The sequence below is a fragment of the Lysinibacillus sp. FSL M8-0337 genome, from assembly GCF_038593855.1.
Classification (GTDB): domain Bacteria; phylum Bacillota; class Bacilli; order Bacillales_A; family Planococcaceae; genus Lysinibacillus; species Lysinibacillus sphaericus_D.
Window position 1 is genome coordinate 410,233 of record NZ_CP151996.1, and the last position, 25,867, is coordinate 436,099.

21 protein-coding genes are annotated in these 25,867 nt (G+C 39.0%); 19 read left to right on the forward strand and 2 right to left on the reverse strand.

Going from position 1 to position 25,867, the window contains the following annotated elements:
- Nucleotides 1–253 precede the first annotated feature (253 nt).
- The 18 genes from MKY08_RS01925 (at nucleotide 254) to MKY08_RS02010 (ending at nucleotide 22,232) form a co-directional block, all read left to right on the forward strand.
- The gene (locus MKY08_RS01925; protein WP_069512907.1) at nucleotides 254–2,449 is read left to right on the forward strand and encodes a DNA topoisomerase III; all 2,196 of its coding nucleotides are present in this window, start codon (nucleotides 254–256) and stop codon (nucleotides 2,447–2,449) included.
- A gap of 914 nt (nucleotides 2,450–3,363) precedes the next feature.
- Nucleotides 3,364–5,442, forward strand: a complete 2,079-nt coding sequence (locus tag MKY08_RS01930; protein ID WP_069512906.1) for a serine hydrolase domain-containing protein — start codon at nucleotides 3,364–3,366, stop codon at nucleotides 5,440–5,442.
- A 417-nt stretch (nucleotides 5,443–5,859) separates the two neighbouring features.
- Nucleotides 5,860–6,510: a TetR/AcrR family transcriptional regulator gene (locus MKY08_RS01935; RefSeq protein ID WP_069512905.1), complete on the forward strand. Its 651-nt coding sequence runs from the start codon at nucleotides 5,860–5,862 to the stop codon at nucleotides 6,508–6,510.
- An 88-nt stretch (nucleotides 6,511–6,598) separates the two neighbouring features.
- Nucleotides 6,599–7,741: an acyl-CoA dehydrogenase gene (locus tag MKY08_RS01940; RefSeq protein ID WP_024362792.1), complete on the forward strand. Its 1,143-nt coding sequence runs from the start codon at nucleotides 6,599–6,601 to the stop codon at nucleotides 7,739–7,741.
- Between the two features lie 31 nt (nucleotides 7,742–7,772).
- Nucleotides 7,773–9,413, forward strand: a complete 1,641-nt coding sequence (locus tag MKY08_RS01945) for an AMP-binding protein (protein ID WP_069512904.1) — start codon at nucleotides 7,773–7,775, stop codon at nucleotides 9,411–9,413.
- 15 nt (nucleotides 9,414–9,428) lie between these two features.
- A complete protein-coding gene (locus MKY08_RS01950) occupies nucleotides 9,429–10,787 on the forward strand; it encodes an acetyl-CoA carboxylase biotin carboxylase subunit (RefSeq protein WP_069512903.1) in 1,359 nt (452 codons plus the stop codon).
- Nucleotides 10,788–10,980: 193 nt separating this feature from the next.
- Nucleotides 10,981–11,193 carry an acetyl-CoA carboxylase biotin carboxyl carrier protein subunit gene (locus tag MKY08_RS01955; RefSeq protein ID WP_069512902.1) on the forward strand — a complete coding sequence of 71 codons (213 nt, stop codon included), beginning with the start codon at nucleotides 10,981–10,983 and terminating at the stop codon, nucleotides 11,191–11,193.
- Nucleotides 11,194–11,205: 12 nt separating this feature from the next.
- Nucleotides 11,206–12,123, forward strand: a complete 918-nt coding sequence (locus MKY08_RS01960) for a hydroxymethylglutaryl-CoA lyase (protein WP_069512901.1) — start codon at nucleotides 11,206–11,208, stop codon at nucleotides 12,121–12,123.
- Nucleotides 12,120–12,905, forward strand: coding sequence for an enoyl-CoA hydratase (locus MKY08_RS01965; RefSeq protein ID WP_069512900.1), 786 nt, complete (start codon nucleotides 12,120–12,122; stop codon nucleotides 12,903–12,905). Before MKY08_RS01960 ends, MKY08_RS01965 begins: the two co-directional genes overlap by 4 nt.
- Nucleotides 12,906–12,929: 24 nt before the next feature.
- On the forward strand, nucleotides 12,930–14,468 hold the full coding sequence (locus MKY08_RS01970; protein ID WP_024362798.1) for an acyl-CoA carboxylase subunit beta: 1,539 nt from the start codon (nucleotides 12,930–12,932) through the stop codon (nucleotides 14,466–14,468).
- A gap of 124 nt (nucleotides 14,469–14,592) precedes the next feature.
- The gene (locus MKY08_RS01975; protein WP_069512899.1) at nucleotides 14,593–15,165 is read left to right on the forward strand and encodes a VanZ family protein; all 573 of its coding nucleotides are present in this window, start codon (nucleotides 14,593–14,595) and stop codon (nucleotides 15,163–15,165) included.
- Between the two features lie 349 nt (nucleotides 15,166–15,514).
- Entirely contained in the window at nucleotides 15,515–16,300 is a 786-nt protein-coding gene (locus MKY08_RS01980; protein WP_069512898.1) for a putative metalloprotease CJM1_0395 family protein, read from the forward strand.
- Nucleotides 16,301–16,323: 23 nt separating this feature from the next.
- Complete coding sequence (gene ybaK / locus MKY08_RS01985; RefSeq protein ID WP_069512897.1) at nucleotides 16,324–16,818, forward strand: Cys-tRNA(Pro) deacylase; 495 nt, start codon at nucleotides 16,324–16,326, stop codon at nucleotides 16,816–16,818.
- Between the two features lie 130 nt (nucleotides 16,819–16,948).
- Complete coding sequence (locus MKY08_RS01990; RefSeq protein WP_069512896.1) at nucleotides 16,949–18,025, forward strand: nucleotide kinase; 1,077 nt, start codon at nucleotides 16,949–16,951, stop codon at nucleotides 18,023–18,025.
- A gap of 227 nt (nucleotides 18,026–18,252) precedes the next feature.
- Entirely contained in the window at nucleotides 18,253–19,452 is a 1,200-nt protein-coding gene (locus MKY08_RS01995) for a glycine C-acetyltransferase (RefSeq protein WP_176723218.1), read from the forward strand.
- Between the two features lie 236 nt (nucleotides 19,453–19,688).
- Entirely contained in the window at nucleotides 19,689–20,699 is a 1,011-nt protein-coding gene (locus MKY08_RS02000) for a methionine ABC transporter ATP-binding protein (RefSeq protein ID WP_069512894.1), read from the forward strand.
- Nucleotides 20,692–21,360, forward strand: coding sequence for a methionine ABC transporter permease (locus tag MKY08_RS02005; protein ID WP_069512893.1), 669 nt, complete (start codon nucleotides 20,692–20,694; stop codon nucleotides 21,358–21,360). The genes MKY08_RS02000 and MKY08_RS02005 overlap by 8 nt, the downstream gene beginning before the upstream one ends.
- A gap of 20 nt (nucleotides 21,361–21,380) precedes the next feature.
- Nucleotides 21,381–22,232: a MetQ/NlpA family ABC transporter substrate-binding protein gene (locus MKY08_RS02010; RefSeq protein WP_069512892.1), complete on the forward strand. Its 852-nt coding sequence runs from the start codon at nucleotides 21,381–21,383 to the stop codon at nucleotides 22,230–22,232.
- A 52-nt stretch (nucleotides 22,233–22,284) separates the two neighbouring features.
- Here MKY08_RS02010 and MKY08_RS02015 read toward each other — a convergent pair whose 3' ends face one another.
- On the reverse strand, nucleotides 22,285–23,454 hold the full coding sequence (locus tag MKY08_RS02015) for a pyridoxal phosphate-dependent aminotransferase (protein ID WP_069512891.1): 1,170 nt from the start codon (nucleotides 23,452–23,454) through the stop codon (nucleotides 22,285–22,287).
- A gap of 162 nt (nucleotides 23,455–23,616) precedes the next feature.
- Complete coding sequence (locus MKY08_RS02020) at nucleotides 23,617–24,315, reverse strand: polysaccharide deacetylase family protein (RefSeq protein ID WP_069512890.1); 699 nt, start codon at nucleotides 24,313–24,315, stop codon at nucleotides 23,617–23,619.
- 702 nt (nucleotides 24,316–25,017) lie between these two features.
- Here MKY08_RS02020 and MKY08_RS02025 point away from each other — a divergent pair.
- Nucleotides 25,018–25,818, forward strand: a complete 801-nt coding sequence (locus MKY08_RS02025) for a carbon-nitrogen family hydrolase (RefSeq protein ID WP_069512889.1) — start codon at nucleotides 25,018–25,020, stop codon at nucleotides 25,816–25,818.
- Nucleotides 25,819–25,867 lie beyond the last annotated feature (49 nt).

The following is a 25,867-nucleotide window of genomic DNA, read 5'->3' on the forward strand; positions in this document are numbered from 1 at the left end:
TTTTTTTAAAGAGAATGGGCATACATATAAATTGTATGATAAATCATGTTTTGAATATTGAACCAGTTGACTGCAATGAAATTATAAGGATACTTAATAAAATGTTATATTGCAAATTCAACTGATGTACGTAAGGTTTCCAATAACTAGGTTATGTCCATTATGACTCCTACAGTAAGAGTAGCTAAAAAAATTTAACTCTTTACTTGTGGTATATTTAACATGACAGTTGTAAGTAAAGGAGTATGAAAATATGGCGAAAAGTTTAGTAATTGCCGAAAAACCATCCGTTGCGCGTGACATCGCAAATGTACTAAAATGCACAAAAAAAGGGAATGGTTTTTTAGAAGGCGACAAATATATTGTGACGTGGGCATTAGGACATCTTGTAACATTAGCGGACCCAGAAGTATATGACGTGAAGTATAAAACATGGAATTTAGAAGATTTACCAATGCTTCCGGAACGCATGAAATTGGTTGTAATGAAGCAAACAGGCAAACAATATAATGCGGTCAAATCGCAACTAACTCGTAATGATGTAACAGAAATAATTGTAGCTACGGACGCTGGAAGAGAGGGCGAATTAGTAGCACGCTGGATCATTGAAAAAGCAAACACTAAAAAGCCAATCAAACGTCTATGGATTTCTTCTGTAACCGACAAAGCAATAAAAGAGGGCTTTGCAAATCTTAAGCCAGGCAAAAATTATGAAAATCTATATCATGCTGCTGTAGCTCGTAGTGAAGCTGACTGGTATATCGGATTGAATGCTACACGTGCTTTAACTACACGTTTTAATGCCCAATTAAACTGCGGGCGTGTACAAACACCTGTTGTTGCCATGGTTGCAGCTCGCGAAGATGAAATTAAAAATTTTAAACCTCAAACATATTACGGTATTGAAGCAAAAACAAAAGATGAATTAAAACTTACTTGGCAAGATGCAAAAGGCAATAGCCGTAGCTTTGAAAAAGGTAAAATCGATAACATCATAAAAAAACTAGGTGACAACAACGCAAAGGTTATTGAAGTAGAGCGTAAGCCTAAAAAATCGTTTGCACCTGGGTTGTATGATTTAACAGAATTACAACGCGATGCGAATAAAATTTTTGGTTACTCTGCAAAAGAAACTTTAAATATTATGCAGAAGCTATATGAGCAACATAAAGTATTAACGTATCCTCGTACTGATTCACGATTTATTTCAAGCGACATCGTAGCAACGTTACCAGAACGTCTAAAAGCATGCGGAATTGGCGAATACCGCCCGTTTGCTAACAAAGTATTATCTAAACCTATAAAAGCAACTAAAGCGTTCGTAGATGATTCTAAAGTTTCTGATCACCATGCGATCATTCCAACTGAAGAATACGTAAATTTCGCTAACTTTAATGATAAAGAACGTAAGATTTATGATTTAGTTGTCAAACGTTTCTTAGCGGTATTTTTCCCAGCCCATGAATTTGAACAATTAACGTTACGCGCGAAAATTAGTGATGAAAATTTTGTTGCAAAAGGAAAAACAATCATTGCAGCTGGTTGGAAGGAAGTATATGAAAACCGCTTTGATGATGAGGAATCGAATGACGACTTAAAAGAGCAAGTTTTCCCTCGAATCGAAAATGGCACAACATTAGAAGTTCGTTTAATTGCACAAACATCGGGTCAAACAAAGCCTCCAGCACGTTTCAATGAAGCAACATTACTATCTGCAATGGAAAATCCTACAAAGTATTTAGAAAGTAATGATAAACAGCTAGCCGATACTTTAAAATCAACGGGGGGATTAGGTACTGTAGCAACGCGTGCCGATATTATTGATAAGCTTTTTAATTCCTTTATGATTGAGCAACGAGGCGGGAAAGAAATTTATATTACCTCAAAAGGTCGCCAGTTATTAGATTTAGTGCCTGAAGAATTACGCTCACCTGCAACGACTGCTGAATGGGAACAAAAGTTGGAGTTGATTGCAAAAGGGAAATTAAAGAAAGAAGTATTTATCAATGAAATGAAGCAACACACGAAAAAAATTGTTGCAGAAATCAAATCCAGTGATAAGAAGTATAAGCATGATAATATTTCAACGAAATCATGCCCTGATTGCAACAAACCAATGCTTGAAGTAAACGGTAAGAAAGGTAAGATGCTTGTCTGCCAAGATCGTGAATGTGGATACAAGAAAAACGTAGCTCGCATAACGAACGCTCGTTGTCCTCAATGTAAGAAAAAACTAGAGTTACGCGGTGAAGGCGATGGTCAAATCTTCGTATGTAAATGTGGTCACCGTGAGAAACTAACTGCCTTTGAAGCTCGACGTAAAAAAGAAGGTGGCGGAAAAGTGGATAAGCGAAGTGTGCAGAAGTATTTGAAACAACAAGCCAAAGAAGAAGAACCTTTGAATAATCCGTTTGCAGATCTATTAAAAGGCTTTAACTCTGATAATTAAATCATCAAATTTTAATTGAAGATTTAGGACTATAGGCAAATTCAATGGAATTTGAGTTTGCCCATTGTCTGTTAACTAGTTGTCAAATTTGTAGGATGGGAAAATTAATTCTCACGCTCAATTCTGATCGTACGTCTCATATCTTCTACCGCCATCGGTATGGTATTTGGAATATGAACAGCTAACAAAGCAACCAAATTAAAAGACACGAGGTATAAAATCGCTATTTAACTGAAATTAAAGTTAAAGAACGTAGCGCTCTTAATGAAATACTTGCATTTGATTTGCTCCCTGTTGGATAGACAGATAATCTGTTTATCCAATAGGGAGATATTTTTTTGTCAGTTTTGGGGTTAAGAAACAAATTAGGGAAGTCCTCCAATTTGTTTTTAGGGTTTTTGCCTAACATTAGTAAAGTAATATTCCTATGTCCACGCGCCATTTCTACTCAATAAGAAGTTTGAGTCCACACTTTCTGCTAGTCCTTCTACCTTTCCAATTTCTCTAAAACACCAACTCTCTCCACTAACCGTTATTTTAATCACCTCACTTAAAGACTATGTGAACATTAATTGGTAGACGTACAAAGGAATGTCAGGGTCAAAAATGTTAATTGAGGACATAAGAAATAATGAAATTAATTGAAATTTTCCCTGAAATGCTGAAGTTCGATAAATTATGAGGGATTAAAATCATCTCCATTCTATAGTTGGGAGGTGGTTTTTTTGTTGGATATTTATATTAATAGAAATATTTGACTGTAATAACAAAACTGTGTTATTTTGTGTATAACAGATTTATTGTGAATATTACCCAAATTAGTTGGAAGGAGAGGTTCTGATCTAGATTAGTTGAGCTATACTGCTAAACAAGGTAGAAGCAATGAAATCGATTACTTATCTAAGGGGGCAATTATGAAAAATAAACTATCTGCGGTGTTAGCCGCTACATTAGCATTAACAATAAGTCTACCAACTGGGGCGTTGGCGTTTTCTAACAGTCAGACTGCGGTTGTGGCTAGCCAGGAATTAGCTAGTCAAGAACTAAAAAAGATTGCGGAAGAGAAGGCTGCGCTACTTACGAATACCTATGAGACGACTAGCGTGCAGTATGCGCTAATTGATAATGGTAAACTTGTTTTGTCAGGTCAGACAGGGAAGAATGATATGGAAGGCAAACAGCCGCTGACTAAAGATACTCTATATGGGATTGGTTCAGTCAGTAAAATGTATGCAACTGCGGCTATTATGAAATTGGTCGATGAAGGAAAAGTCGATTTGGATGCACCTGTTGTCCACTATATTCCTGATTTCAAGATGAAAGACGAGCGTTACAAAAGCATTACGCCACGTATGCTATTGAACCATTCCTCTGGCTTGCAAGGTAGTACGTTTAGTAATACTTTTTTATTTAACGATAATGATACTTATGCCCATGATAACTTGTTACAGCAATTGTCCGACCAACAATTGAAGGCTGATCCTGGCGCGTTCTCAGTATACTGCAACGACGGTTTTACGCTAGCTGAGATACTGGTCGAAAGAGTCAGTGGTAAGAGCTTTACGGAATTTATCCATCAACAGTTTACAGAACCTTTAAAGCTAAATCATACGAAAACGCCACAGGACGAATGGGAAAACGATAAGCGGGCAGGACTTTATTTTCCAACGTATCAAGGACAGCTTCCACCTGAATCAGTGAATGTGATTGGTACGGGAGGGATTTCTTCCACTGCCGAAGATGTCGTGCAATTCTCACAAATATTTATGGGGCAGGGAAAAGGAATCCTCTCTGACAAGGCAGTTCAGGCGATGGAGCAAGAGGAATATAAAAAAGGAATGTGGCCAGAGGATGGAGATAGTATTATCAACTATGGTCTTGGTTGGGATAGTGTGAAACTATATCCATTTAGTGAATATGGGATAAAGGGTTTGGCTAAAGGCGGCGACACAGGACTGCAACATGCTTCACTGGTCGTACTTCCTGAGCAGAAGATGGCAATGGCTGTGTTATCATCTGGCGGTAGCAGCATGACAAATCAACTGATGGCGACTGAAATACTGCTCGCTGCGCTTAAAGAGAAGGGCACAATTAAGGACATCAAGCCGAGTAAATCCTTTGGCAAGCCAGTCAAGGACAAAATGCCTCAAGACCTAGCGAAGAAAGCAGGTTTTTACGGCAATAGTTCCGGTCATTTCAAAATAGAGATTACGAAGAATGGCGAACTAATCTTGCCAACTAATCCAGAAGAAAAATATATATATACTGCCGATGGAAGCTTTATGAATGAGAATGGTACCGCCAAGTTCAATTTCGTCACGGAGAAGAATGGACGAACTTATTTAAAGGAGAGCACATATTCGTCGCTGCCAGATTTAGGGCAAATAGCGATTACGCATTATGTAGCCGAGAAACTTGAAGACAATGTGCTACCGAAGGAAACAGCTGCCGCATGGGCAAAGCGAGAAGGCGTCAAGTTTTATCTTGTGAGTGAGAAATTTAGTTCTTTGCTATATTTTGCACCAATCGTGCCTATCCAAATTAATAGCAAGGAAGCGATGGAAGGCTATTGGGGAAGCAGTAAAATTACAGGTCCTAACACGGCGATGCATCAGCTCCAAATACCTGTGATGGGTGGACGTGATACGACGGAAACACGTTTCTATACAGAAGGTGACGATGAGTTTTTAGAGATGTCCGGATTTTTATACGTAAGTGAATCCAACTTAAAACCGCTTGATGCAAGTCAATCCTCCAAAGTTACACTACAAGCGAATGGACATGCGAGATGGTTTACAATCCCTGAAGCGTTAGCAGGGAAAACGATGACCGTGGAGTTACCATCGAATAGTTCATTTGCGGTGTATGATGACAAGGGATTATGTATCAATTTTACGGTTGTAAGCGGCAATAACAAAGTAATACTGCCGAAGAACGGAACGGTTGTATTTGTTGGAGCATCGAATTCGGAATTTGCAATCACGTTGAACTAGCTACAATTCAAGAGGAATTTCATCAAAACCAGTGAGACATCGGAAAGGTGTTTTGCTGGTTTTGTTTGTTTAAGGTTATATCAGCAAATGCTCATTACGGCAAAGTCGACAAAATACCTCGATGTATTTTTAAAATGTGAGTTGTTTGAGTGACTGGCACGCAAGGAATGAATTTTAACTGGTGTGCATACAGTTATTGTATGTGTTTTATGAAAGTGGCACATTGTTTTATTCTGTTTAATGTAGTTTATTTTCTTTTTAATGTCATTAAAATTCTTTTTTAAACTAGACAGTGATTTTTTGTGATGCTATATTTAAAGTGTCATAGTTTTTATAATTAGGAAAATTAAGAAAATGTTAGTCCTAGTTATAGGGAACAAAGGGGTAAGTGTTATAAAAGAAGGATGATAGGTGCCTATGGTAAAAAAAACGTTAAAACAAAGAATTGTAGATGCTTCTGTAGTACTGTTTCAGCAAGATGGCTATCATAATGTAACGGTTGAACGCATTGTGGAGTATATTGGCGCATCAAAAGGTGGGTTTTATCATAATTTTAAATCGAAAGATGAATTGTTGTATGAGGTTCATGATGTATTTATTTCCTATGTAATTAAACAGTCACAGGAAGCGTATGACAAATACGATACACCGATTCAACGCTTATGTGCAATGCTTCAAACGCTGACACAAGTGTTTGATGTGTACCAATCTCATATTACCGTATTTTATGAGGAAAGCCGTTCTTTATCAGAAGAATATAGTGCAATCATCCATAAGAAGCGGGATCAATATCGGGATATTTTACAAAAGGTAATTGAAGAAGGGCAGCAGACAAAGGATTTTCGTGCGGAATTGCCTTGTACAATTGTAACTATGGCCATTGTAGGGATGATCAACTGGACATATATGTGGTTTAAACAAACGGGTCCATTAACAATGGAGGAAATTACAGAAGTATTTACAGATATGATATTACGTGCAATTGTGACAGACCAAGCTATGGAAGAAGCAACTCAATTTATGGTAAAGATGAAGCCAGAAGAACAAGCTGGTTTTATTAATGTTTAATACAGACCGACTAGTCGGTCTAAATTTTGTGTAACTGTCGTCTGAATGAATTCCGCTATGGCAAATTGGATATTAGGGGGAAATGGGAATGAACTTTGAACTAACGAAAGAGCAAGCGATGATTCGAGACATGGTACGTGATTTTGCAGAGAAAGAGATTAAACCTTATGCTCGTGAAGTCGACGAGACATCAACAATGAGAATAGAAAGCTTTGAAAAAATGGCTGAGCTAGGCTTATTGGGTATCCCGTTTCCAGAGGAATATGGTGGTTCTGGAGGAGACACGGTTTCCTATGCAATTGCTGTTGAAGAAATTGGACGTGCGTGTGGTGGTACGGGTTTAAGCTATGCAGCAGCAGTGAGCTTAGGCGCCGCTCCTATTTATAATTTTGGTACGGAAGAGCAAAAGCGTGAATGGCTTGTTCCTTTAGCGAAAGGGGAAACATTAGGTGCTTTTGGCTTAACGGAACCTAATGCGGGGTCTGATGCTGGCGGTACACGTACAACAGCAGTTATAGACGGTGATGATTACGTAATTAACGGTGAAAAATGCTGGATAACTAATGCAGGTCATGCGCGCCAAATTATTGTCACGGCAGTAACAGGTAAACGTGAAGATGGCAAAAAAATCATTTCATCCATTATCGTGCCAACGAACACCCCTGGTGTCACAATCAATTGTAATTATGACAAGATGGGTGTGCGTGGTTCCAATACTTGTGAAATTATTTTGCAAAATGTTCGCGTACCAAGAACGAATTTATTAGGGGACGAAAAACGTGGATTCAGCCAATTTTTAAATACATTAGATGGTGGTCGTATTTCCATAGCCGCGTTATCAGTCGGCATTGCACAGTCTGCATATGAAAAGGCATTAAAATATGCGAACGAAAGAGAGCAATTTGGGGCACCAATTGCCAAGTTTCAAGCAATACAGTTTAAGTTAGCAGATATGGCAATGGAAATTGAGCTAGCTCGTACGCTAGTACATAAAGCAGCGTGGCTTAAAGATCAGAAAAAACCATTTGCTAAAGAGGCAGCGATGGCGAAATTATTTGCTTCTGAGATGGGCTTCCGTACTTGTAATCAAGCCATTCAAATTCATGGTGGTTCAGGTTATATGAAGGAATATGATGTAGAACGTCATTTGCGTGATATTAAGTTAATGGAAATCGGTGAAGGAACATCTGAAATTCAACGTCTCGTTATTTCTCGTCTAATTGGCTGTTAAAAATTAAATAGCATATTTAAGGGGGATTTTCATGGCAGAACTTGTGTATCAAACAATTGGTCAATTGCTCGATGAACAGGCTAAAAAATATCCTAAACATGAAGCGCTCGTGTATGCAGATAGAGACTTGCGGTTGACTTATGAGGAATTAAATCAGCAAAGTCGTTTAGTGGCAAGGGGGTTACTGTCCCTTGGTATTGAAAAAGGGGACCATATTGCCGTGTGGACAACAAATGTTCCAGAGTGGGTACAGTTACAGTTTGGTACAGGAAAAATGGGTGCGCCAATTGTCACTGTCAACACCAATTATCGTGCCCATGAGCTGGAATATTTACTAAGACAATCCGATGCAAAGACGATTATTTTAATCGAAAATTTTCGCGACCATTCTTTTATAAATACACTCCAAGAAATATGTCCTGAGCTTGAACATTGTGAACCGGGTAATTTGCAATCGAAGCGACTACCTCTATTAAAAAATGTTATTTTAATTGGCGAAACAAAATACCCAGGTGTCCTGAATTGGTCAGATGTATTGGCAGCTGCAAAGCAAGTAACAGAGCAGCAATTAGAGGAAATACAGGCTTCATTACATTATGATGATGTCATTAATATTCAATATACTTCAGGAACAACGGGTTTTCCAAAAGGTGTGATGTTAACACATTATAACCTAGTTAATAATGCCGTTAACATCGCTGAATGTATGCGTCTAACTTCAGAAGATCGTTTATGTATTCCTGTGCCATTTTTCCATTGTTTCGGCTGTGTCATCGGTACACTAGCCATTACGACAAGTGGTGGAACAATGGTCCCAGTACAAGAATACGCACCTGAGGAAGTGTTACGAACAGTTGAAAAAGAGAAATGTACAGCATTACATGGTGTACCAACAATGTTTATAAGTGAATTGAATTTACAGAATTTTTCGTCATACGACTTATCGACATTGCGTACGGGCGTAATGGCAGGCTCTAACTGCCCAATCGAAGTCATGAAAGCGGTCATCGAAAAAATGGGGATGACTGACATAACCATTTGTTATGGTCAAACGGAATCTTCACCTGTTATTACACAAACGCGAGCAGATGATCCATTGCATTTAAAAGTAGAAACGGTCGGTCGAGCATTACCAAATCTAGAAGTTAAAATTGTTGTTCCTGGTACAGATGTGGAAGCGCCGATAAACGAGCAAGGAGAGCTGTGTACAAGAGGCTACCATGTGATGAAAGGCTATTATAACAACCAAGAAGAAACTCAACTTGCAATCGATCAAGACGGTTGGCTGCATACGGGTGATTTAGCGACGATGGATGAGGATGGTTATGTCAGAGTAACCGGTCGTTTGAAGGACATGATTATTCGTGGGGGAGAAAATTTATATCCACGTGAAATTGAAGAATTTTTATACACGTTCCCAAAAATTGCAGATGTGCAGGTCGCTGGTGTTCCCGATCCTAAGTATGGAGAAGAAGCGGCAGCATGGATTATTTTACGAGAAGGGGAACAGGCGACAGAAGAAGAAATTCGAGCATTTTGTCGCGATAAAATTTCCAAACATAAAATTCCAAGACATATTTTCTTTATCGATAGCTACCCAATGACTGCTTCAGGAAAAGTACAGAAATTTAAGCTACGCGAAGAATTTCTGGCAGCAGTGAAGGTGAAATAGGAAGGGGGCAACATAATGTTTAAAAAAGTATTAATTGCCAATCGTGGAGAAATTGCTAGACGGGTTATACGCACATGTAAGCGATTAAATATTCTAACGGTTGCGGTCTATTCCGAGGCGGATGCAGAAAGTTTACATGTCAAAGATGCGGACGAAGCATACTGCGTAGGTAAACCACCTGTTGTACAAAGCTATTTAAATATTGAACGCATTCTTGAAATCGCTAAGGAAAGCGGTGCTGATGCCGTACATCCAGGGTATGGCTTACTATCAGAGAACGCTGATTTTGCCAAACGTTGTACGGAGGCAGGACTCGTATTTATTGGACCAAGTGCAACTGTGATTGCGTCAATGGGCAGTAAATTAGAAGCGCGTAAAACGATGAAAGCTGCGGGTGTACCGATTGTAGAAGGGGTAGAAGCGCCTGTTAAAGATGTAACAGAAGCAGTTGAAATCGCTTCACGCTTAGGTTATCCCATTATGCTTAAAGCCTCTGCTGGTGGTGGTGGCATCGGCATGCAACTGGTGACAGATGCAGAAGAGCTCGCAAAAGCATTCGAGGGTAATCAGAAACGTGCACAATCATTTTTCGGTGATGGCACGATGTACATGGAACGTTTTATTGCGAATCCACATCATGTGGAAGTGCAAATTATTGCAGATAGCAAAGGTAATGTCGTTCCGTTGTTTGAACGAGAATGCTCCATTCAACGACGCAATCAAAAAGTGGTGGAGGAAGCTCCCTCTCCATTTATCTCTGAAGACACGAGAGCAAGGATGTTAGAAGCTTCTGTACAGGCAGTGAAGCATATCGGTTATGTCAATGCAGGAACAATAGAATATTTAGTCGATGCAGAGCAAAATTTTTATTTCTTAGAGATGAATACACGTTTGCAAGTCGAGCATCCCGTCACAGAAGAAATAACAAAACTGGATCTTGTGGAAGAGCAATTAAAAGTAGCTGCGGGACAGTCATTGAGCTTTACACGTGACAGCATTGATAAACAGGGGCATGCCATTGAAGTACGAATTTATGCAGAAAACCCTACAACGTTTTTCCCGTCTCCAGGCAAAATTACAGAACTGGTATTGCCAATAGGTGAAGGCATTCGACATGAATGCGGTGTAGAAGCAGGCACGACGGTGACGCCTTTCTATGATCCAATGATTAGTAAATTAATCGTATGGGGAGATACGCGGGCAATTGCATGTCAACGCCTTATACAGGCACTAAAGGAATATAAAATTGAAGGAATTCAAACAAATATACCGATGCTTTTAAAAACTGTCAGTCACGAGCAATTTTTACAAGGGCATACAACAACAAAATTTGTCGAGGAATTCTATTTACCACAATTAACAGAAACAAAATAAGACTAAGTTCAGGACATGAGCATTCGTCATCCGTGCTTTAAAGTACGAGATGACGAAAAGATGTTTTCATACTGAGTAGCTTATGCAAAGCCTGGAGAGAGTAAGCATGCGTTACAAAATGATAATCAGTGTGTGGATTTAAGTGTGATTTTAAGCACTTAAATACAGTCACTAACAATTTGGAGGGGTTAATATGGCAACAGTAAAAGCAAGCATGGCAGGAACAGTATGGAAAATCGTAGTGGCACAAGGAGAAAAGGTGACAGCGGGGCAAGATGTTGCGATTTTAGAGTCCATGAAAATGGAGATTCCTATTGCCGCTGAAGAGGATGGTATTGTCACAAAAATCATCGCGAATGAGGGCGATTTTATTAACGTAGATGATGATATTTTAGAAATTGAATAGGGAGGCATTTCTATGCACTTACCGAAGCATGTTACGTTGAAGGAAGTTGGTCCTCGTGATGGTCTGCAAAATGAAAAAGTACACATCGCAACTGAAGATAAAATACAGCTAGTAAATTTACTTAGTCAGTCGGGATTAAATTATATAGAAGTAACGTCTTTTGTTCATCCGAAGTGGATTCCACAATTGGCAGATGCGGTAGAAGTGTTGCAAGCGATTAAGCGAGAAAAAGATATAACGTACGCAGCCCTTGTGCCTAATATGCGAGGACTAGAACGTGCATTGCTAGCGGGCATTGATGAAGCAAGCATTTTTATGTCGGCAAGTGAAAGCCATAACCAAAAAAATATTAACAAAACAATACTTGAAACATTGCCAATCTTGAAGGAAGTAGTTATTGGGGCAAAGGCTGCAAACAAGCACGTACGCGGTTATATTTCAACAGTAATTGGTTGCCCTTACGAGGGTTACATACACCCAGAAAAGGTTTTACAAGTTACAGATAAATTATTAGAAATGGGCGTTGATGAAATATCGCTAGGGGATACAATCGGTGTCGGCGTACCGACACAAGTTGAGTATCTTTTAGAAGAGCTGTTAAAGAGATATCCAGTTGAAAAATTTGCCATGCATTTTCATGATACGCGTGGTACAGCACTTGCCAATATTACGAAATCCTTAGAAATGGGGATTACAAAATTTGATAGTTCCCTTGGTGGTTTAGGAGGTTGTCCTTATGCAAAAGGGGCAACCGGCAATGTTGCCACAGAAGATTTGCTGTATCTATTAGACGGCATGGGCATAGCAACCAGCGTTAACATGGAAAAGTTGCTAGATGCAGTACGATTTATCGAACAGAGGCTAGGGAAGGACGTTGCATCTAAGCAAATGGCAATTGTTCGTAATGAAGGGAGTGCGAATGTCACGTGACACAACAACTCGTTCAATTTGATGTATTACCAGGTAATATCGGGCTTATTACACTTTCTAGACCCGAAGCTGCAAATGCCATGTCCGTACAATTACTAAACGACCTTAGTGCGACGCTAGATAAAATAAATGCTGATCCAGTAGTGCGGGTTGTTTTACTAACGGGTGCAGGAGAAAAGGCATTTTGTGCAGGTGCTGATTTAAAAGAACGCAATGGTATGTCCGACAGACAAGTAAAACAAATTGTACAACGAATCGGCACAACCATTGCGAAAGTTGAAGCATTGGCGCAACCTGTGATTGCCGTGTTAAATGGCGTTGCATTTGGGGGCGGGCTAGAACTTGCTTTAGCTTGTGATTTACGGGTAGCAGCTACACATATAAAAGTGGGACTTACGGAAACTTCACTTGGCATTATTCCTGGGGCAGGAGGAACACAGCGCTTACCGCGACTTATCGGCATTGGAAAAGCAAAGGAACTAATTTATACAGCACGTCGAATTGATGCCGTGGAAGCACAGCGTTTTGGTATTGTGGAATATGTCTATGAGGGGCATGAAGTGCAGGAAAGAGCGCTTCAACTTGCACTGGAAATGGCGAAAAATGCGCCGCTATCATTGATTCAGGCGAAAAATGCTATCAATAATGGGATGGAAGTAGATTTGGCTACAGGCTTGAAAATTGAATCACTGGCCTATAGTGCACTGATTCCAACGGAAGATCGTTTGGAGGGCTTACGAGCTTTCCAAGAAAAAAGAGCACCGCAATACTTAGGGAAGTAATGGACTGCAAAGGGGGAATGGAACATGAGTAATATATCTACAGAAAACACATCCAATGCGATGAAAGATCAAATTTTAGCAGGGGGTTTGCCAAAATATCACGATAAAAATGCGCAACAAGGCAAGCTATTTGTCCGAGAGCGCTTGGAATTATTATTAGATGATGGTCTTCAATCAGAGGATGGGCTATACGCAAACTGTTTAGCAGGTGATTTACCGGCAGATGGTGTGATTACAGGAATCGGTAAAATCCATGGTCGTACAGTATGTGTGTTAGCCAATGATTCAACCATTAAAGCAGGATCATGGGGAAAACGAACTGTCGAAAAAATGATTCGTATTCAAGAAACGGCGGAGAAGCTAAATTGTCCATTATTTTATTTAGTCGATTCGGCAGGTGCGCGTATTACAGACCAACTAGAGATGTTCCCAGGGCGTCGTGGCGCAGGGCGCATTTTCTACAATCAGGTGAAGCTTTCTGGTAAAGTGCCGCAAATTTGCTTATTGTTTGGGCCTTCAGCAGCAGGTGGCGCTTATATTCCTGCATTTTCTGATATTGTGGTGATGGTGGAAGGTAATGCCTCCATGTATTTAGGGTCACCGCGTATGGCGGAAATGGTGATTGGTGAAAAGGTAGATTTAGAGACAATGGGTGGCGCGAAAATGCACTGTTCAGTATCGGGCTGTGGGGACGTGCTTGTAAAAACAGAGCAGGAAGCGATTGCTTATGCTCGTAAATACTTGAGCTATTTCCCGAATAACTATGCTGAGCGTAGCAAAGTCGAAGCACCAAAGCCACCAGCATCTTTTGAAAAATCAATTGAAGACTTAATACCTAAAAATCAGAACTCGCCATTTGATATGTATCAGTTAATTGATCGATTGATTGATGAAGATTCATTTTGTGAAATAAAGAAATTATTTGCTTCAGAATTAATAACAGGGCTTGGGCGCATTAATGGACAATCAGTAGGGATTATAGCCAACCAACCACGTGTGAAGGGTGGCGTATTGTTCCACGATTCGGCAGATAAAGCGGCAAAATTTATTTCGTTATGTGATGCTTTTAATATACCGCTTATTTTCCTCGTAGATGTGCCGGGCTTTATGATTGGCACACAAGTTGAAAAGGCGGGTATTATCCGTCATGGTGCCAAAATGATTTTTGCCATGAGTGAGGCAACTGTACCAAAGCTAACTGTAATTGTTCGTAAGGCGTATGGCGCGGGACTCTATGCTATGGCAGGCCCAGCCTTTGAACCGGATTGTTGTATTGCCTTATCGAGCGCACAAATTGCGGTAATGGGTCCAGAGGCAGCGATAAATGCAGTATATGCCAATAAAATTGCGGAATTGCCGAAAGAGGAACAAGCTAGCTTTATTGCGGAAAAACGGAAAGAGTATCAAGAGGAAATTGACATTTATCGCTTAGCATCTGAGCTAATTATTGATGATGTCATTGAGCCGAATGACTTACGTAGAGCACTTGAAACACGTTTGGAGTTGTATATGTCAAAATACTTGTTATTTTCACAACGAAAACATGGTGTAAATCCTGTCTAAGAGGATTTACTTAAATGCACCCAGTTTATGCTGGTGTGCATTTTTTGATATATTTCACCCCTTGCATGGGTATGGTCAGACATATTAAAATATGGGATGGATAAGAGGAAGTGGGTGAATTAGCATGGTAAAAAATAATATACCTAGTATTCAAGATGATGCCAAGCTACCATTACCATATCGTGCGTGGATTGATACGTATTACATACAGCTTAAAGTAATAGGCTGGGTATTTTTCAGCTTTTACACATTTATCGCCTTTTACAAATTAGTCATTAATCGCTTAGTGAATGTCAGTGTTAGTTTGTTCCGAGGCGAAAATACTTTGAGTGAAATTGGTTTATTTGATTATAGTAGCTGGCGCGTAACGACAAATTTTATACCGTTTGAAACGATTTTACGTTATATCAACTACTCCCATTATTTTAATTTAGATTTAATTATCCTAAACTTATTAGGCAATTTGTTAATATTTACACCGATGGGCTTTTTGTTACCATTACTATCAAAGCGCTTTCGGAAGGTGTGGATTGTAGTTTGTGCAGGCTTTTTCTCAAGCCTTGCTGTGGAAACAGTCCAGTTTATATTCAGGGTAGGTTCTGCGGATGTCGATGACTTGATTTTAAATACGCTAGGCGCTTGGTTTGGATACTTAGCTTACAAATGTATTCTCATTTTTCCAAAAAGAAACGTTTAAAAAAGAAGAGGAAAAAACAGTCCGTTTATGTATGGGCTGTTTTTTATTGTTACGTTTACACTATTTACCACGTGTTTAAAGTGATAAAATTTATTGAAACTAAATTATAAAGTAATAAAGAAATAGAATGCTCACTGAAAAAATGGATTTTCACAGTGTCTTTTTACCTATTCGATAATTGGATTATTGTTTCTTTAGGAGGTTAGTATCAATTTGCACTTGAATTTATAATGGAAAATTCCGATAATAAGAGTACAGAATGCTTTTGTTCGAATAAAAATAGTTATGAGTGAATTGCTCATATTTACGATGTAACTTGCATATTAAAAAAGAAAGTCGAGGTGATGTTATGAAACTATCAAATGTAATAGAACAAGAAAGACTATCAGCCTTTTATAATCGAAAAAAGATTCTTCAGCGTAAAGAGGCTGGTGATGCTTATCGTAAAAATGCACAGTATTTCCAACCGAAAAAAAATCCAATTTTGCAAGAGCTCGAAAATCTTTTATTAGGACGCACAGATCAAGATTTATATGAGCAACATAAAGAAGAAGCGAAAGATGTAACGCCACAACAACAAGCTATGATTCAAGACTTACAACAAGCAGAGAAAAGTGTAAGAGCACATGAGCAAGCTTATAAAGCAGTTGGCAGTGAGGCTGATGATTTGTTATTGTCTTCAGAAGTGAATGATGAGGGATCTATAGCATTAGATGATTCATCGATTGTTGCACTTGATAAAGATAGTGGTGATGTCGATACGTTGCAAATTTTACAGCAGGTTCGAAGTGCGGCACTTGCGCCAACTGTCCCATCTTCACAGGATTTACGTGTAGCGGCTAGTGCAGATACTCAAATACAACAAATTCAGGCAAAGTTAGATGGAATAGAGTTGGATGAAGCAGAACTAGAACCAGCTTATGTTATGGAAACGATAGATGTAAAGGTGCCAGAGCGATTTGCGAAGGCATTGAAATTGGACCCATTTGCAGATACAATTTTCGGTAAGAGTTATGAAGAGGCATTGAAGGCACGCACATTTAAACTGGCGTCTGCAACATATGCAGCACATATTAAAATGGCTAAAAACGGTTATCTTTTTGGGGATAACTCTTTGTTTTCAATGACAGCTTAATAGTGTAGATAGGGGATTTTATTGTGGCAAAGGCAAAGCATACGAAAACAAATGCGATTAGACTATTAGAGCAGCAAAAAATACAATTTGATGTATTGGAATACGAAACAGGTGACGGTCAAGTAGATGGGGTTTCAGTGGCTGAAAAAATTGGTCATCCTGTGTCCTGTGTCTTTAAAACATTAGTCGCAAAGGCGAGCGCCCAAAAGCTATTTGTTTTTGTCATTCCAGTTGCGGAAGAATTGGATTTAAAAGCTGCGGCTAAAGTTGTTGGAGAGAAGAAGATTGAGATGCTAGCAGTAAAGGAGCTTCTAGGTTATACAGGCTATATTCGTGGTGGCTGCTCACCTGTCGGCATGAAAAAACTGTATCCGACGGTTGTGGATGCATCTGCACGGGAGCAAGGAAGTATTATTGTTAGTGCAGGAAAAATTGGCATGCAAATGCATATACAACTAGATGATTTACTCGCCGTAACAAAGGCGCAACTTGCACCAATTACAACTATCCAAGAATAATCTTGGATAGTTTTTTTAGTGTCAGGCACTCACGCAATTCTCACACAATTCTCGCACAATTAAAACCTTCTTTCATTTTTTTCTTTGATAGTTCATATACTGTCATGGCATAAAAAAAGGAGGAGCGACATTGAACGGAAATGTGACCTACTATTTTGGACACGCACTTACGGGGCAAGGAGTCAAACATTTATATAAAGAAATGATGGACGAAGCGGAACTCGTTTATGTTCTGCAAGGCGCATCAACGTTTAAAGGGTCAAAGCTTCTAAAGGAGCTTGGTTATTTTTATGTAAAACAGGGCTTTGCAGTAGAGTGGTTTCAACACGCATTGTTAGAGAACGTAATAGAAGGAGTATTTGTTAGAGGTTGTAATCGACTTTTTGTTTGGACTTCAGCATGGGGCATTGAACCGACTTTACTTGGTACGAAGCACCGTGTGCTGTCCTTTTATGATTGCCTAGAAGAACAACAGCTTGAAGAGATAGGTGAAAAGCTGGCTGTTGCAATAAAAGAGCGAGATTTGTGGCGTGAGAAGTGTATTACAATGCTTGAAATTGCAAAAAAAATACATGATGACTGGGAAGTTGTCACGCAAAGTTGCATGGACTGGCAAGCGTTAGATGAACAAGTTGCCAGTTTAAAGTCAACTATTTTCCAATCCATTGTGTTAAATAAGACAGGCCGACGTACACATCGATTATTAGGAACACTTACACCTCGTGGAGCAGAAAATACAGTAGACAGCATGACAAAAAATTTAACAAGACGATTGATGATTAAAGGGAAGCCCGGTACAGGCAAATCCTCGTTAATGAAAGGATTAGCTGATGAAGCAAATGCAAGGGGATTAGATGCACAAATTGTTTGGTGTGGCTTAGATGCTGGATCAGTGGATATGGTCATCATACCAGAATTAAATTTTTGTATATTTGATAGTACAGAACCGCATGTATTTAATCCACAGGATGGAAGATTGGGCGATGAAATTTTTGATATGGGTCAGCATTGTAAGCTATCAGAGCAAGCCGAAGCCCAAATTGAAGATATCCGTGTGAAATATAAAAGTGCCATGCAAGATGCAATTGGTTATACGACGCGTTATGCTGAAGCGGAGAAAACGATTCGCCAGCTAATGGATCATTGTGTATCGACTGCGATATGGCGTGAAAAAACAGCACCTTTATTTGAAAGATTAGCAAAGTAATTTATTCTAATTGCACGCTTATGCTACACTATGGGTAGACTAGTCAATCTTCAATTAATAGCTAATTGCTCAAGAACAATCGATGCAAGTGACCCCTTAGTTGCAAAGATGTTCAAAAGCCAGCTAAATGAAGAGAATGCCTCTGGCTGAAGCCTTGGATTTTACAATGCATGCATGGACTAAAATCCGAATATTATGACGCCGAGAAGAAATGAATTGTAGAAAGGATGATACTCTTGTCTAAAGTACTAAACGCATTTTTAGATGAAAACTTACAAGCCTTACGAGATCAAGGCTTATACAATGAAATTGACGCAGTAGAAGGCGCAAATGGACCCATTATTCAGGTTCGAGGTCAGCATCTCATCAATCTTTCCTCTAATAACTATCTCGGCTTAGCAACAAATGAGCAATTAAAGCAAATTGCTAAAGAAGCAACAGAACAATATGGTGTAGGCGCAGGGGCTGTTCGTACAATTAACGGCACGCTCGATCTACACGTTAAATTAGAAGAAAAGCTCGCTGAATTTAAAGGAACGGAAGCGGCAATTTCCTATCAATCGGGATTCAACTGTAATATGGCGGCAATTTCAGCTGTTATGGATAAAAACGATGCGATTTTATCAGATCAATTAAACCATGCGTCGATTATTGATGGATGTCGCTTATCGCGCGCGAAAATTATTGCGTACAATCACTCGGATATGGAGGATTTACGCGCAAAGGCAAAAGAAGCGACAGAATCAGGTTTGTATAATAAAGTGATGGTCATTACAGATGGCGTATTCTCGATGGATGGGGATATTGCCAAACTGCCTGAAATCGTCGAAATTGCCAAGGAATTTGATTTAATTACGTATGTCGATGATGCACATGGTTCAGGTGTGACAGGCAAAGGCAAAGGTACTGTAAAACATTTCGGACTTGAAAAAGAAATCGACTTCCAAATCGGCACGTTGTCAAAGGCAATTGGCGTAGTCGGTGGTTATGTAGCTGGTAAGAAAAATTTAATTGACTGGTTGAAAGTACGTTCTCGACCATTTTTATTCTCAACAGCGTTACCACCAGGTGATGTTGCGGCCATTACAGCAGCAGTGCAAATGCTTATTGACTCGACAGAGCTACATGATAAGCTATGGGAAAATGGCGATTATTTAAAAGCAGGATTAGCGAAGTTAGGCTTTAATATTGGTGCCTCTGAAACACCAATTACACCATGCATTATTGGGGATGAAAAGCTAACACAGGCATTCTCTCGTCGCTTATTTGAGGAAGGCGTGTATGCAAAATCTATCGTTTTCCCAACTGTACCAAAAGGCACTGGGCGTGTCCGTAATATGCCGACAGCGGCTCATACAAAAGAAATGCTAGACAATGCATTGGCGATTTACGAAAAAGTAGGTCGTGAACTAGGTGTAATTCAATAATAAAGACAGAGCGCTATTGTTCAATTTGAACAATAGTGCTTTTTTCTTGCATTGTTAGTTTTACTGTGAAATTTCGAGATATTGCTCAATATTCATCGTTTTAAACGGAAATTAGATAAAAGGGGGATAAGGTTATTGTCAAAAGAGATTGACAAATAACATAATTCAAACTATTCTATAAAACATATTAGAATAGTAGGTTTTTAGATGTTGAATAATTGAGTAAGGAGAACAATATGCTCGAATTTCGTAATGTATCCAAAGTTTATAGCGTAAAGAAAAAAGAGGTTGTTGGTGTAGATAATGTATCCTTAACAATTAATAGTAGTGATATTTTCGGTATTGTAGGCTATTCGGGGGCGGGGAAAAGTTCCCTCCTGCGTTGTATAAATCTACTAGAACGACCTACTAGTGGTGAAATATTAATAAATGGTAAAGATTTAACGAAGCTTTCCCGAAATGAACTGCGTTTAGCCCGTTTAAAAATCGGCATGATATTCCAGCATTTTTATTTAATCAGTCAAAAAACAGTTGGGGAAAATATTGCCTTTGCTTTAAAAGCAGCGAGTATGCCAGCCAATGCGATTCCTGCTCGAGTGGATGAGCTACTAGAGATGGTTGGTTTAGCAGAAAAACGAGATGTTTATCCTGCACAGCTTAGTGGTGGTCAAAAACAAAGAGTAGGTATTGCCAGAGCTTTAGCAAACAATCCGGCGATGTTGCTATGCGATGAAGCAACATCAGCTCTCGATCCAAAAACGACAGTGTCGATTTTACGATTATTAAAGGAAATAAATAAAAAGTTAGGCATTACAATTGTCCTTATTACACATGAAATGGATGTTGTGAAGGAAATTTGTAATCGTATGGCTGTGATGCAGGACGGAAAAGTGATAGAAGAAGGGGACGTGTATGATATTTTCGCCAGCCCTCAAAAGGTATTAACACAGGAGTTTATTAGTAGTGTTGTATCTTTTGATATTCCAAAAACAATTCTAAAAGATGTACGAGGTCAAATCGTTAAAATTTTATTCAAAGGAAATGTTGCAGGTGAAGGTGTTATTTCAGATACGATGCAACGTTTTGAGGTAAAAGGGAATTTCCTTCATGGCACAATCGAGTACATTCAAGAGCGACCACTGGGTATTTTTTTAATGGAGCTACAAGGTGAGGACAGCGAGTTAGCGAAAGCTAGTGCCTATATGACCGCACGTGGTGCGATTGTGGAGGTGGTTTTGCATGTTTGATGTTACACATTTTATAGATATGGTTCCAGATTTATTAAAGGCCTTTCAAGAAACCATTATTATGATTGGTATTTCCTTATCTGTGTCGATTGTATTAGGTCTACCACTGGGTATTTTATTATTCGTTACGGATAAGGGATTGTTTTGGGAAAATCGATTGATTAAAAGCGTATTTGGCTTTGCGGTGAACTTAATTCGTTCGATTCCATACATCATTTTATTGGTTGCTTTATTCCCGTTGACGAAGTTGCTTGTTGGACAAACAATTGGACCTATTGCAGCGAGTGTTTCATTATCGGTTGCAGCCATTCCGTTTTTTGCACGTTTAGTGGAAACGTCGTTACGAGAAATTGATAAAGGGGTAATAGAAGCATCTATTGCAGTAGGAGCAACGCCGGGGATGATAATTAAGGATGTCTTAATTCCTGAAGCAAAATCAAGCATCATCCAAGCAGTGACAGTTACGGTAATTAGTTTAGTAGCTTTCTCTGCAATGGCAGGTGTAGTAGGTGGTGGTGGTATTGGTGATTTAGCCATTCGATTCGGCTACTACCGTTATGATAATACAATTATGATTGCTACCGTTGCGATACTCATTTTGCTCGTGCAAGCGATACAAATTGCTGGTGACTGGTTTGCAAAATCAATTGATAAAAGATAAAAAGAGGAGAGAAAGATAAGATGAAAAAATCGTTATTAGCATTTTTGACGATCATCCTTGCTGTTGTGTTAGCAGCATGTGGCGCAAGCGACAAAGGAGCAGAGTCAAAAAAAGGTTCAGATGCAGCAGGGGAAAGCAAATCGATTAAATTAGGTGCAACAGCAGGTCCTTATAGTGATATGCTGAAAAAAGCGATTATTCCACAGCTTGAAGAAAAGGGTTATGAAGTAGAATTAGTAGAATTCAGTGATTATGTACAACCGAACAAAGCTTTAGATAATGGTGATATTGATGCAAACTTATTCCAGCATACAATTTACTTAGAAAACTTTGAAGAACAGAACAATATGGATTTAGAACCATTAATTATTGTGCCGACAGCGCCGATGGGCTTCTTCTCAAACAAATATAAATCTATTGATGAAATTCCAAATGGGGCGACAGTGGCAATTGCCAATGACCCTTCTAATGCAGCACGTACATTGTTATCATTGCAAGAACAAGGCTTAATCGAGATTGATCCTAAAATCGAAGAATTAAAAGCATCAGAAAAAGATGTTGTGAAAAATGACAAAAATTTAGTATTCCAACCGATTGAGGCGGCAGCACTTCCACGTACAGTAGAAAGTGTTGATTTAGCAGGAGTTCCTGGTAACTTTGCTTTAGCGGCTGGATTAGATTTACTAGATGCTGTATTTTTAGAAAATATGCCTGACCAATTCCGCAACGTTATCGCGGTAAAGGCAGAAAATAAAGATTCGCAATTATCAAAGGATCTAGTTGAAATTGTAGAATCAGCTAAATTTGAAGAAGTGATTGATGCAGACTTCAAAGGCTTTGGAAAACCAGAGTGGATGAAAAATCGTAAATAAAAATGAAACAAGAAGCACTCGTCATATGGCGGGTGCTTCTTGTACTGTGGAATTATTGTTTAAAAAGGTTAAGTTTTTCTATACGGCTAATTGCTTCGCGTAAGCGTTCCTCACTTACAAGTAAACCGATGCGTACATAGCCTTCGCCAAAATGGCCGAAGCCGTTGCCAGCCGCTACTGCAATATCCGCTTTATCGAGCAATACATCGGCAAATTGCTCACTCGTATAGCCTAATGGAACAGGGAGCCATGCAAAAAACGAGCCTTTTGGCGCTGTTACTTGCCAACCGATGCGCTGTGCTTCTTCGATTAATACGTTACGACGTCGCTCATATGTCGCACTAAGCTCTTGCGCACAAGTTTGTGAAGAGGTTAAAGCGACAGCGGCTGCCTGTTGAACTGCTGGGAATTGGCTACAGAATAAATGATCTTGAATAAGATTAATCGCTTCGATAATTTGGGCATTACCAACTGCAAAACCGATGCGCCAGCCAGCCATATTATAAGTTTTTGATAATGTATACAGTTCTATGCCAACCTCTTTAGCACCGTCTGCCTGTAAGAAGCTTACGGGTTTATTGCCATCAAAGCCAATAGCACCATAGGCGAAATCGTGTGCAACAATAATCTGATGTTCTTTAGCAAAACGCACAGTTTCTTCAAAAAATTCAAGTGTTGCTGTTCCGCCAGTAGGGTTGTTAGGGTAATTCAAGTAAAGAAGCTTCGCTTTGTCTTTTACTTCATCGGACAATGCATCATAGTCAGGCAAGAAATTATTTTCTGCAAAAAGTGGCATGACATCGTATTGAACGTCTCCTAAGACCACACCAGATAAATAATCTGGATACCCAGGGTCAGGTAATAACATTGTATCACCAGGGTTTAACACAGCCATTGGTAGCTCTACAAGCCCTATTTTCGTACCACCTAAAATCGCAACTTCTGTATCGGGATTAATCGTTACATTGTATTCGCGTTTATAAAAATCTGCAGCAGCTTGCCGTAATTCGGCTATACCACGAAATGGAGAGTATTTATGATGCTGGGGGTTTTCCGCCGCTTCTTGTAGCGCTTTAATAATATGAGGAGGGGTCGGCTGGTCAGGATTGCCCTGCCCAAGATTAATAATGTCGCGCCCTTCTGCTAATGCCGCATTGACCTTTTGCACAAGTGCGGCAAAAAATTGAGTAGGGAGTTGTTGTAGTTTTTTAGATAATTCCATGAATGTTCACCTTTTTCAGAATATAATAATTATTGTAGATATGTTGCAAATACTATTACTTTTTCAACCGATTGTCTAGACCCTATATGGCTAAATAAGTTGCGCTTCACTAAATTGCAGACTAGCAAAGAAGATTCGTTCAAAACTAACGCTGTTTTTATGTTAGTAATCTTGCAGTTCATTTACTGTAATAAATGTATAGCCTTTATTTGAAAGGTCTTGTAAAATACCTTCAATTGTTTGACGTACTTTGTCCGCGTCATCATACATTGGATGTAGTAAAATAATCGACCCAGGTTTAATATTTTCTTTTACATCATTTACTTTGTCTGAAACTGTATTGAAATAACTATCGGGTTCGAGATTCCAAGTAATCGTGTCTCGATGCTGTTTATTTAGGTAATAAGGAAGTCCGATTAGTTTTTTGCCATTCGGAGGACGAACATCAATTTCTCCGTTAAACCCAGCATTTCGAATTAATACATCTGTTTTTTCAATCTCTTTTTTGTAGTAAGAAAGGCTCTTAAAAACCATTCGATGATGAGAATAGGTATGATTGCCAATTTGGTGTCCCTCTTTTACAATATTTTTCGTTTCTTCAGGGTACTTTTCGATTTCTTCACCAATCAGAAAAAAGGTCGCTTTGGCATTGTACTTAGCTAATAGGGGCAATATTATGTTGACGTTTTTTGCTGGTCCATCATCAAAAGTTAAAGCGACCACTTTTTGAGTGGTCTCTACTTGTTTAGTTATATTCCCGAATAACTGGTAGGTTCTAGAATTCATTAATTTATAGGTGCCTAGTAATAGAAGAACAACGAATAGGCATACAGACCCGATTAGTAAAGTTTTCTTTTTCATCATACGCCTTCCTTTCATGTAGCAGTTTTGATATAGTGCTTTATTCTATTGGAAAGCCGTATTCCCCTTTATATATAGAAGAAAAGTATTTCACTTCATTACAATGAATTTATTAGTCTATTTTTAGAATAATAGTAGAGCAAAACTAAAAAGAATGGGAAATCCCATCCTTTTAGCGTTGATCTAATTTATCAGATATACGTTTAAGAATTTGTACTTGTTCCTGTTGTACTTTAAGAAATTTAAGGAGAAACCAAATGATAAAAATCACTGGCGCTATGTAGATGAATAAACTTAAAAGAGGTAATAAAGCGAATAATGTACTTCCCATAAATGATGTTACCTTCCTTCGTATAATATCGAGAAAACCTTTCGTTTATGTATATATTAAATATAGCAATAAACATGGTTATTGTCATTAAACGCTAAAAATGGAAGTTTAGTAACAGATATCCGGATTTGATTTTCTTCAACCGTACATAGGTTAAAATATGACATTCTTAGTGAAAGAGGTTCTAGATAAAATTGGAGCTTGTTAGATAGCGGAATCGACCAATTGTGCAAAAAATCTAAATTAGTGCACTTTTAACTGTAGTATAATGAACAGTAGAAAAGCGATAGAATGGTCAGCGCTTTTGGCAATGTTTAAAAGCTATATATACCTCGAATTTAAAAACTATTTTTACACAGGGGGAATGAAAAATGAAAATAGGTTGTATTCAATTAAATGTAGGATTTGGCAAAGTGGAAGAAAATTTTGCAAGGGCTGAAGAAAAGATTCGTGAGGCTGCAACATTAGGTGCAGAAATTATTGTACTTCCAGAAATGTGGAATACAGGTTACGCGCTTGAAAAATTACCTGAGCTTGCAGATGTGGATGGAGAACGAGCGAAAGCATTTCTACAAGGTTTAGCAATGGAACTTGGCGTACATATTGTCGGGGGCTCTGTGGCAACGAGGAAGGGCGATAAATTTTTCAATACGATGTATACGTTTGATAAAGATGGAAAACTGGTTGGCGAATACAGTAAGGCACATTTATTCCGTTTGATGGATGAACATCTATTTTTAGAAGCAGGCGATGAAATGAATCGCTTTGCACTAGGAGATATTGAAGCGGCAGGCGTTATTTGCTATGATATTCGCTTCCCAGAATGGTTGAGAGCGCACGCATTAACAGGCGCAAAGGTGTTATTCGTGCCAGCCCAATGGCCAACACCACGTATTGACCATTGGAAAACATTATTACAGGCACGTGCGATTGAAAATCAATGCTTCGTCATCGCGGTTAACCGTATTGCCAACAAAGTAGAAAACTTCAATGGGCAATCTATGGTGATTCAACCTTGGGGAGAAGTGTTATGGGTTGGAGCAGACGATGAAGAAGTAGCAGTTATTGATGTTGATTTTTCAATTGTCGATGAAGTGCGCGGCAGAATTCCAGTGTACGATGACCGCAGACCAGGATTGTATAGCATGTGCCAGTCACCGAAACAATTCTGAAAATTTACAAAGACCCCATGGGAACGCGTGTAACGTAAGCTGCAACATG

What these genes read in the sequence shown, in the direction of transcription:
- MKY08_RS01945 (WP_069512904.1), top strand. Translation starts at nt 7,773, where the DNA reads ATGGCAGAACTTGTGTATCAAACAATTGGTCAATTGCTCGATGAACAG.
- MKY08_RS01950 (WP_069512903.1), top strand. Translation starts at nt 9,429, where the DNA reads ATGTTTAAAAAAGTATTAATTGCCAATCGTGGAGAAATTGCTAGACGG.
- MKY08_RS02000 (WP_069512894.1), top strand. Translation starts at nt 19,689, where the DNA reads ATGCTCGAATTTCGTAATGTATCCAAAGTTTATAGCGTAAAGAAAAAA.
- MKY08_RS01960 (WP_069512901.1), top strand. Translation starts at nt 11,206, where the DNA reads ATGCACTTACCGAAGCATGTTACGTTGAAGGAAGTTGGTCCTCGTGAT.
- MKY08_RS01975 (WP_069512899.1), top strand. Translation starts at nt 14,593, where the DNA reads ATGGTAAAAAATAATATACCTAGTATTCAAGATGATGCCAAGCTACCA.
- MKY08_RS02005 (WP_069512893.1), top strand. Translation starts at nt 20,692, where the DNA reads ATGTTTGATGTTACACATTTTATAGATATGGTTCCAGATTTATTAAAG.
- MKY08_RS01935 (WP_069512905.1), top strand. Translation starts at nt 5,860, where the DNA reads ATGGTAAAAAAAACGTTAAAACAAAGAATTGTAGATGCTTCTGTAGTA.
- MKY08_RS01995 (WP_176723218.1), top strand. Translation starts at nt 18,253, where the DNA reads ATGATACTCTTGTCTAAAGTACTAAACGCATTTTTAGATGAAAACTTA.
- MKY08_RS02020 (WP_069512890.1), bottom strand. Translation starts at nt 24,315, where the DNA reads ATGAAAAAGAAAACTTTACTAATCGGGTCTGTATGCCTATTCGTTGTT.
- MKY08_RS01930 (WP_069512906.1), top strand. Translation starts at nt 3,364, where the DNA reads ATGAAAAATAAACTATCTGCGGTGTTAGCCGCTACATTAGCATTAACA.
- MKY08_RS01940 (WP_024362792.1), top strand. Translation starts at nt 6,599, where the DNA reads ATGAACTTTGAACTAACGAAAGAGCAAGCGATGATTCGAGACATGGTA.
- MKY08_RS01970 (WP_024362798.1), top strand. Translation starts at nt 12,930, where the DNA reads ATGAGTAATATATCTACAGAAAACACATCCAATGCGATGAAAGATCAA.
- MKY08_RS01955 (WP_069512902.1), top strand. Translation starts at nt 10,981, where the DNA reads ATGGCAACAGTAAAAGCAAGCATGGCAGGAACAGTATGGAAAATCGTA.
- MKY08_RS02010 (WP_069512892.1), top strand. Translation starts at nt 21,381, where the DNA reads ATGAAAAAATCGTTATTAGCATTTTTGACGATCATCCTTGCTGTTGTG.
- MKY08_RS02025 (WP_069512889.1), top strand. Translation starts at nt 25,018, where the DNA reads ATGAAAATAGGTTGTATTCAATTAAATGTAGGATTTGGCAAAGTGGAA.
- MKY08_RS02015 (WP_069512891.1), bottom strand. Translation starts at nt 23,454, where the DNA reads ATGGAATTATCTAAAAAACTACAACAACTCCCTACTCAATTTTTTGCC.
- MKY08_RS01980 (WP_069512898.1), top strand. Translation starts at nt 15,515, where the DNA reads ATGAAACTATCAAATGTAATAGAACAAGAAAGACTATCAGCCTTTTAT.
- MKY08_RS01925 (WP_069512907.1), top strand. Translation starts at nt 254, where the DNA reads ATGGCGAAAAGTTTAGTAATTGCCGAAAAACCATCCGTTGCGCGTGAC.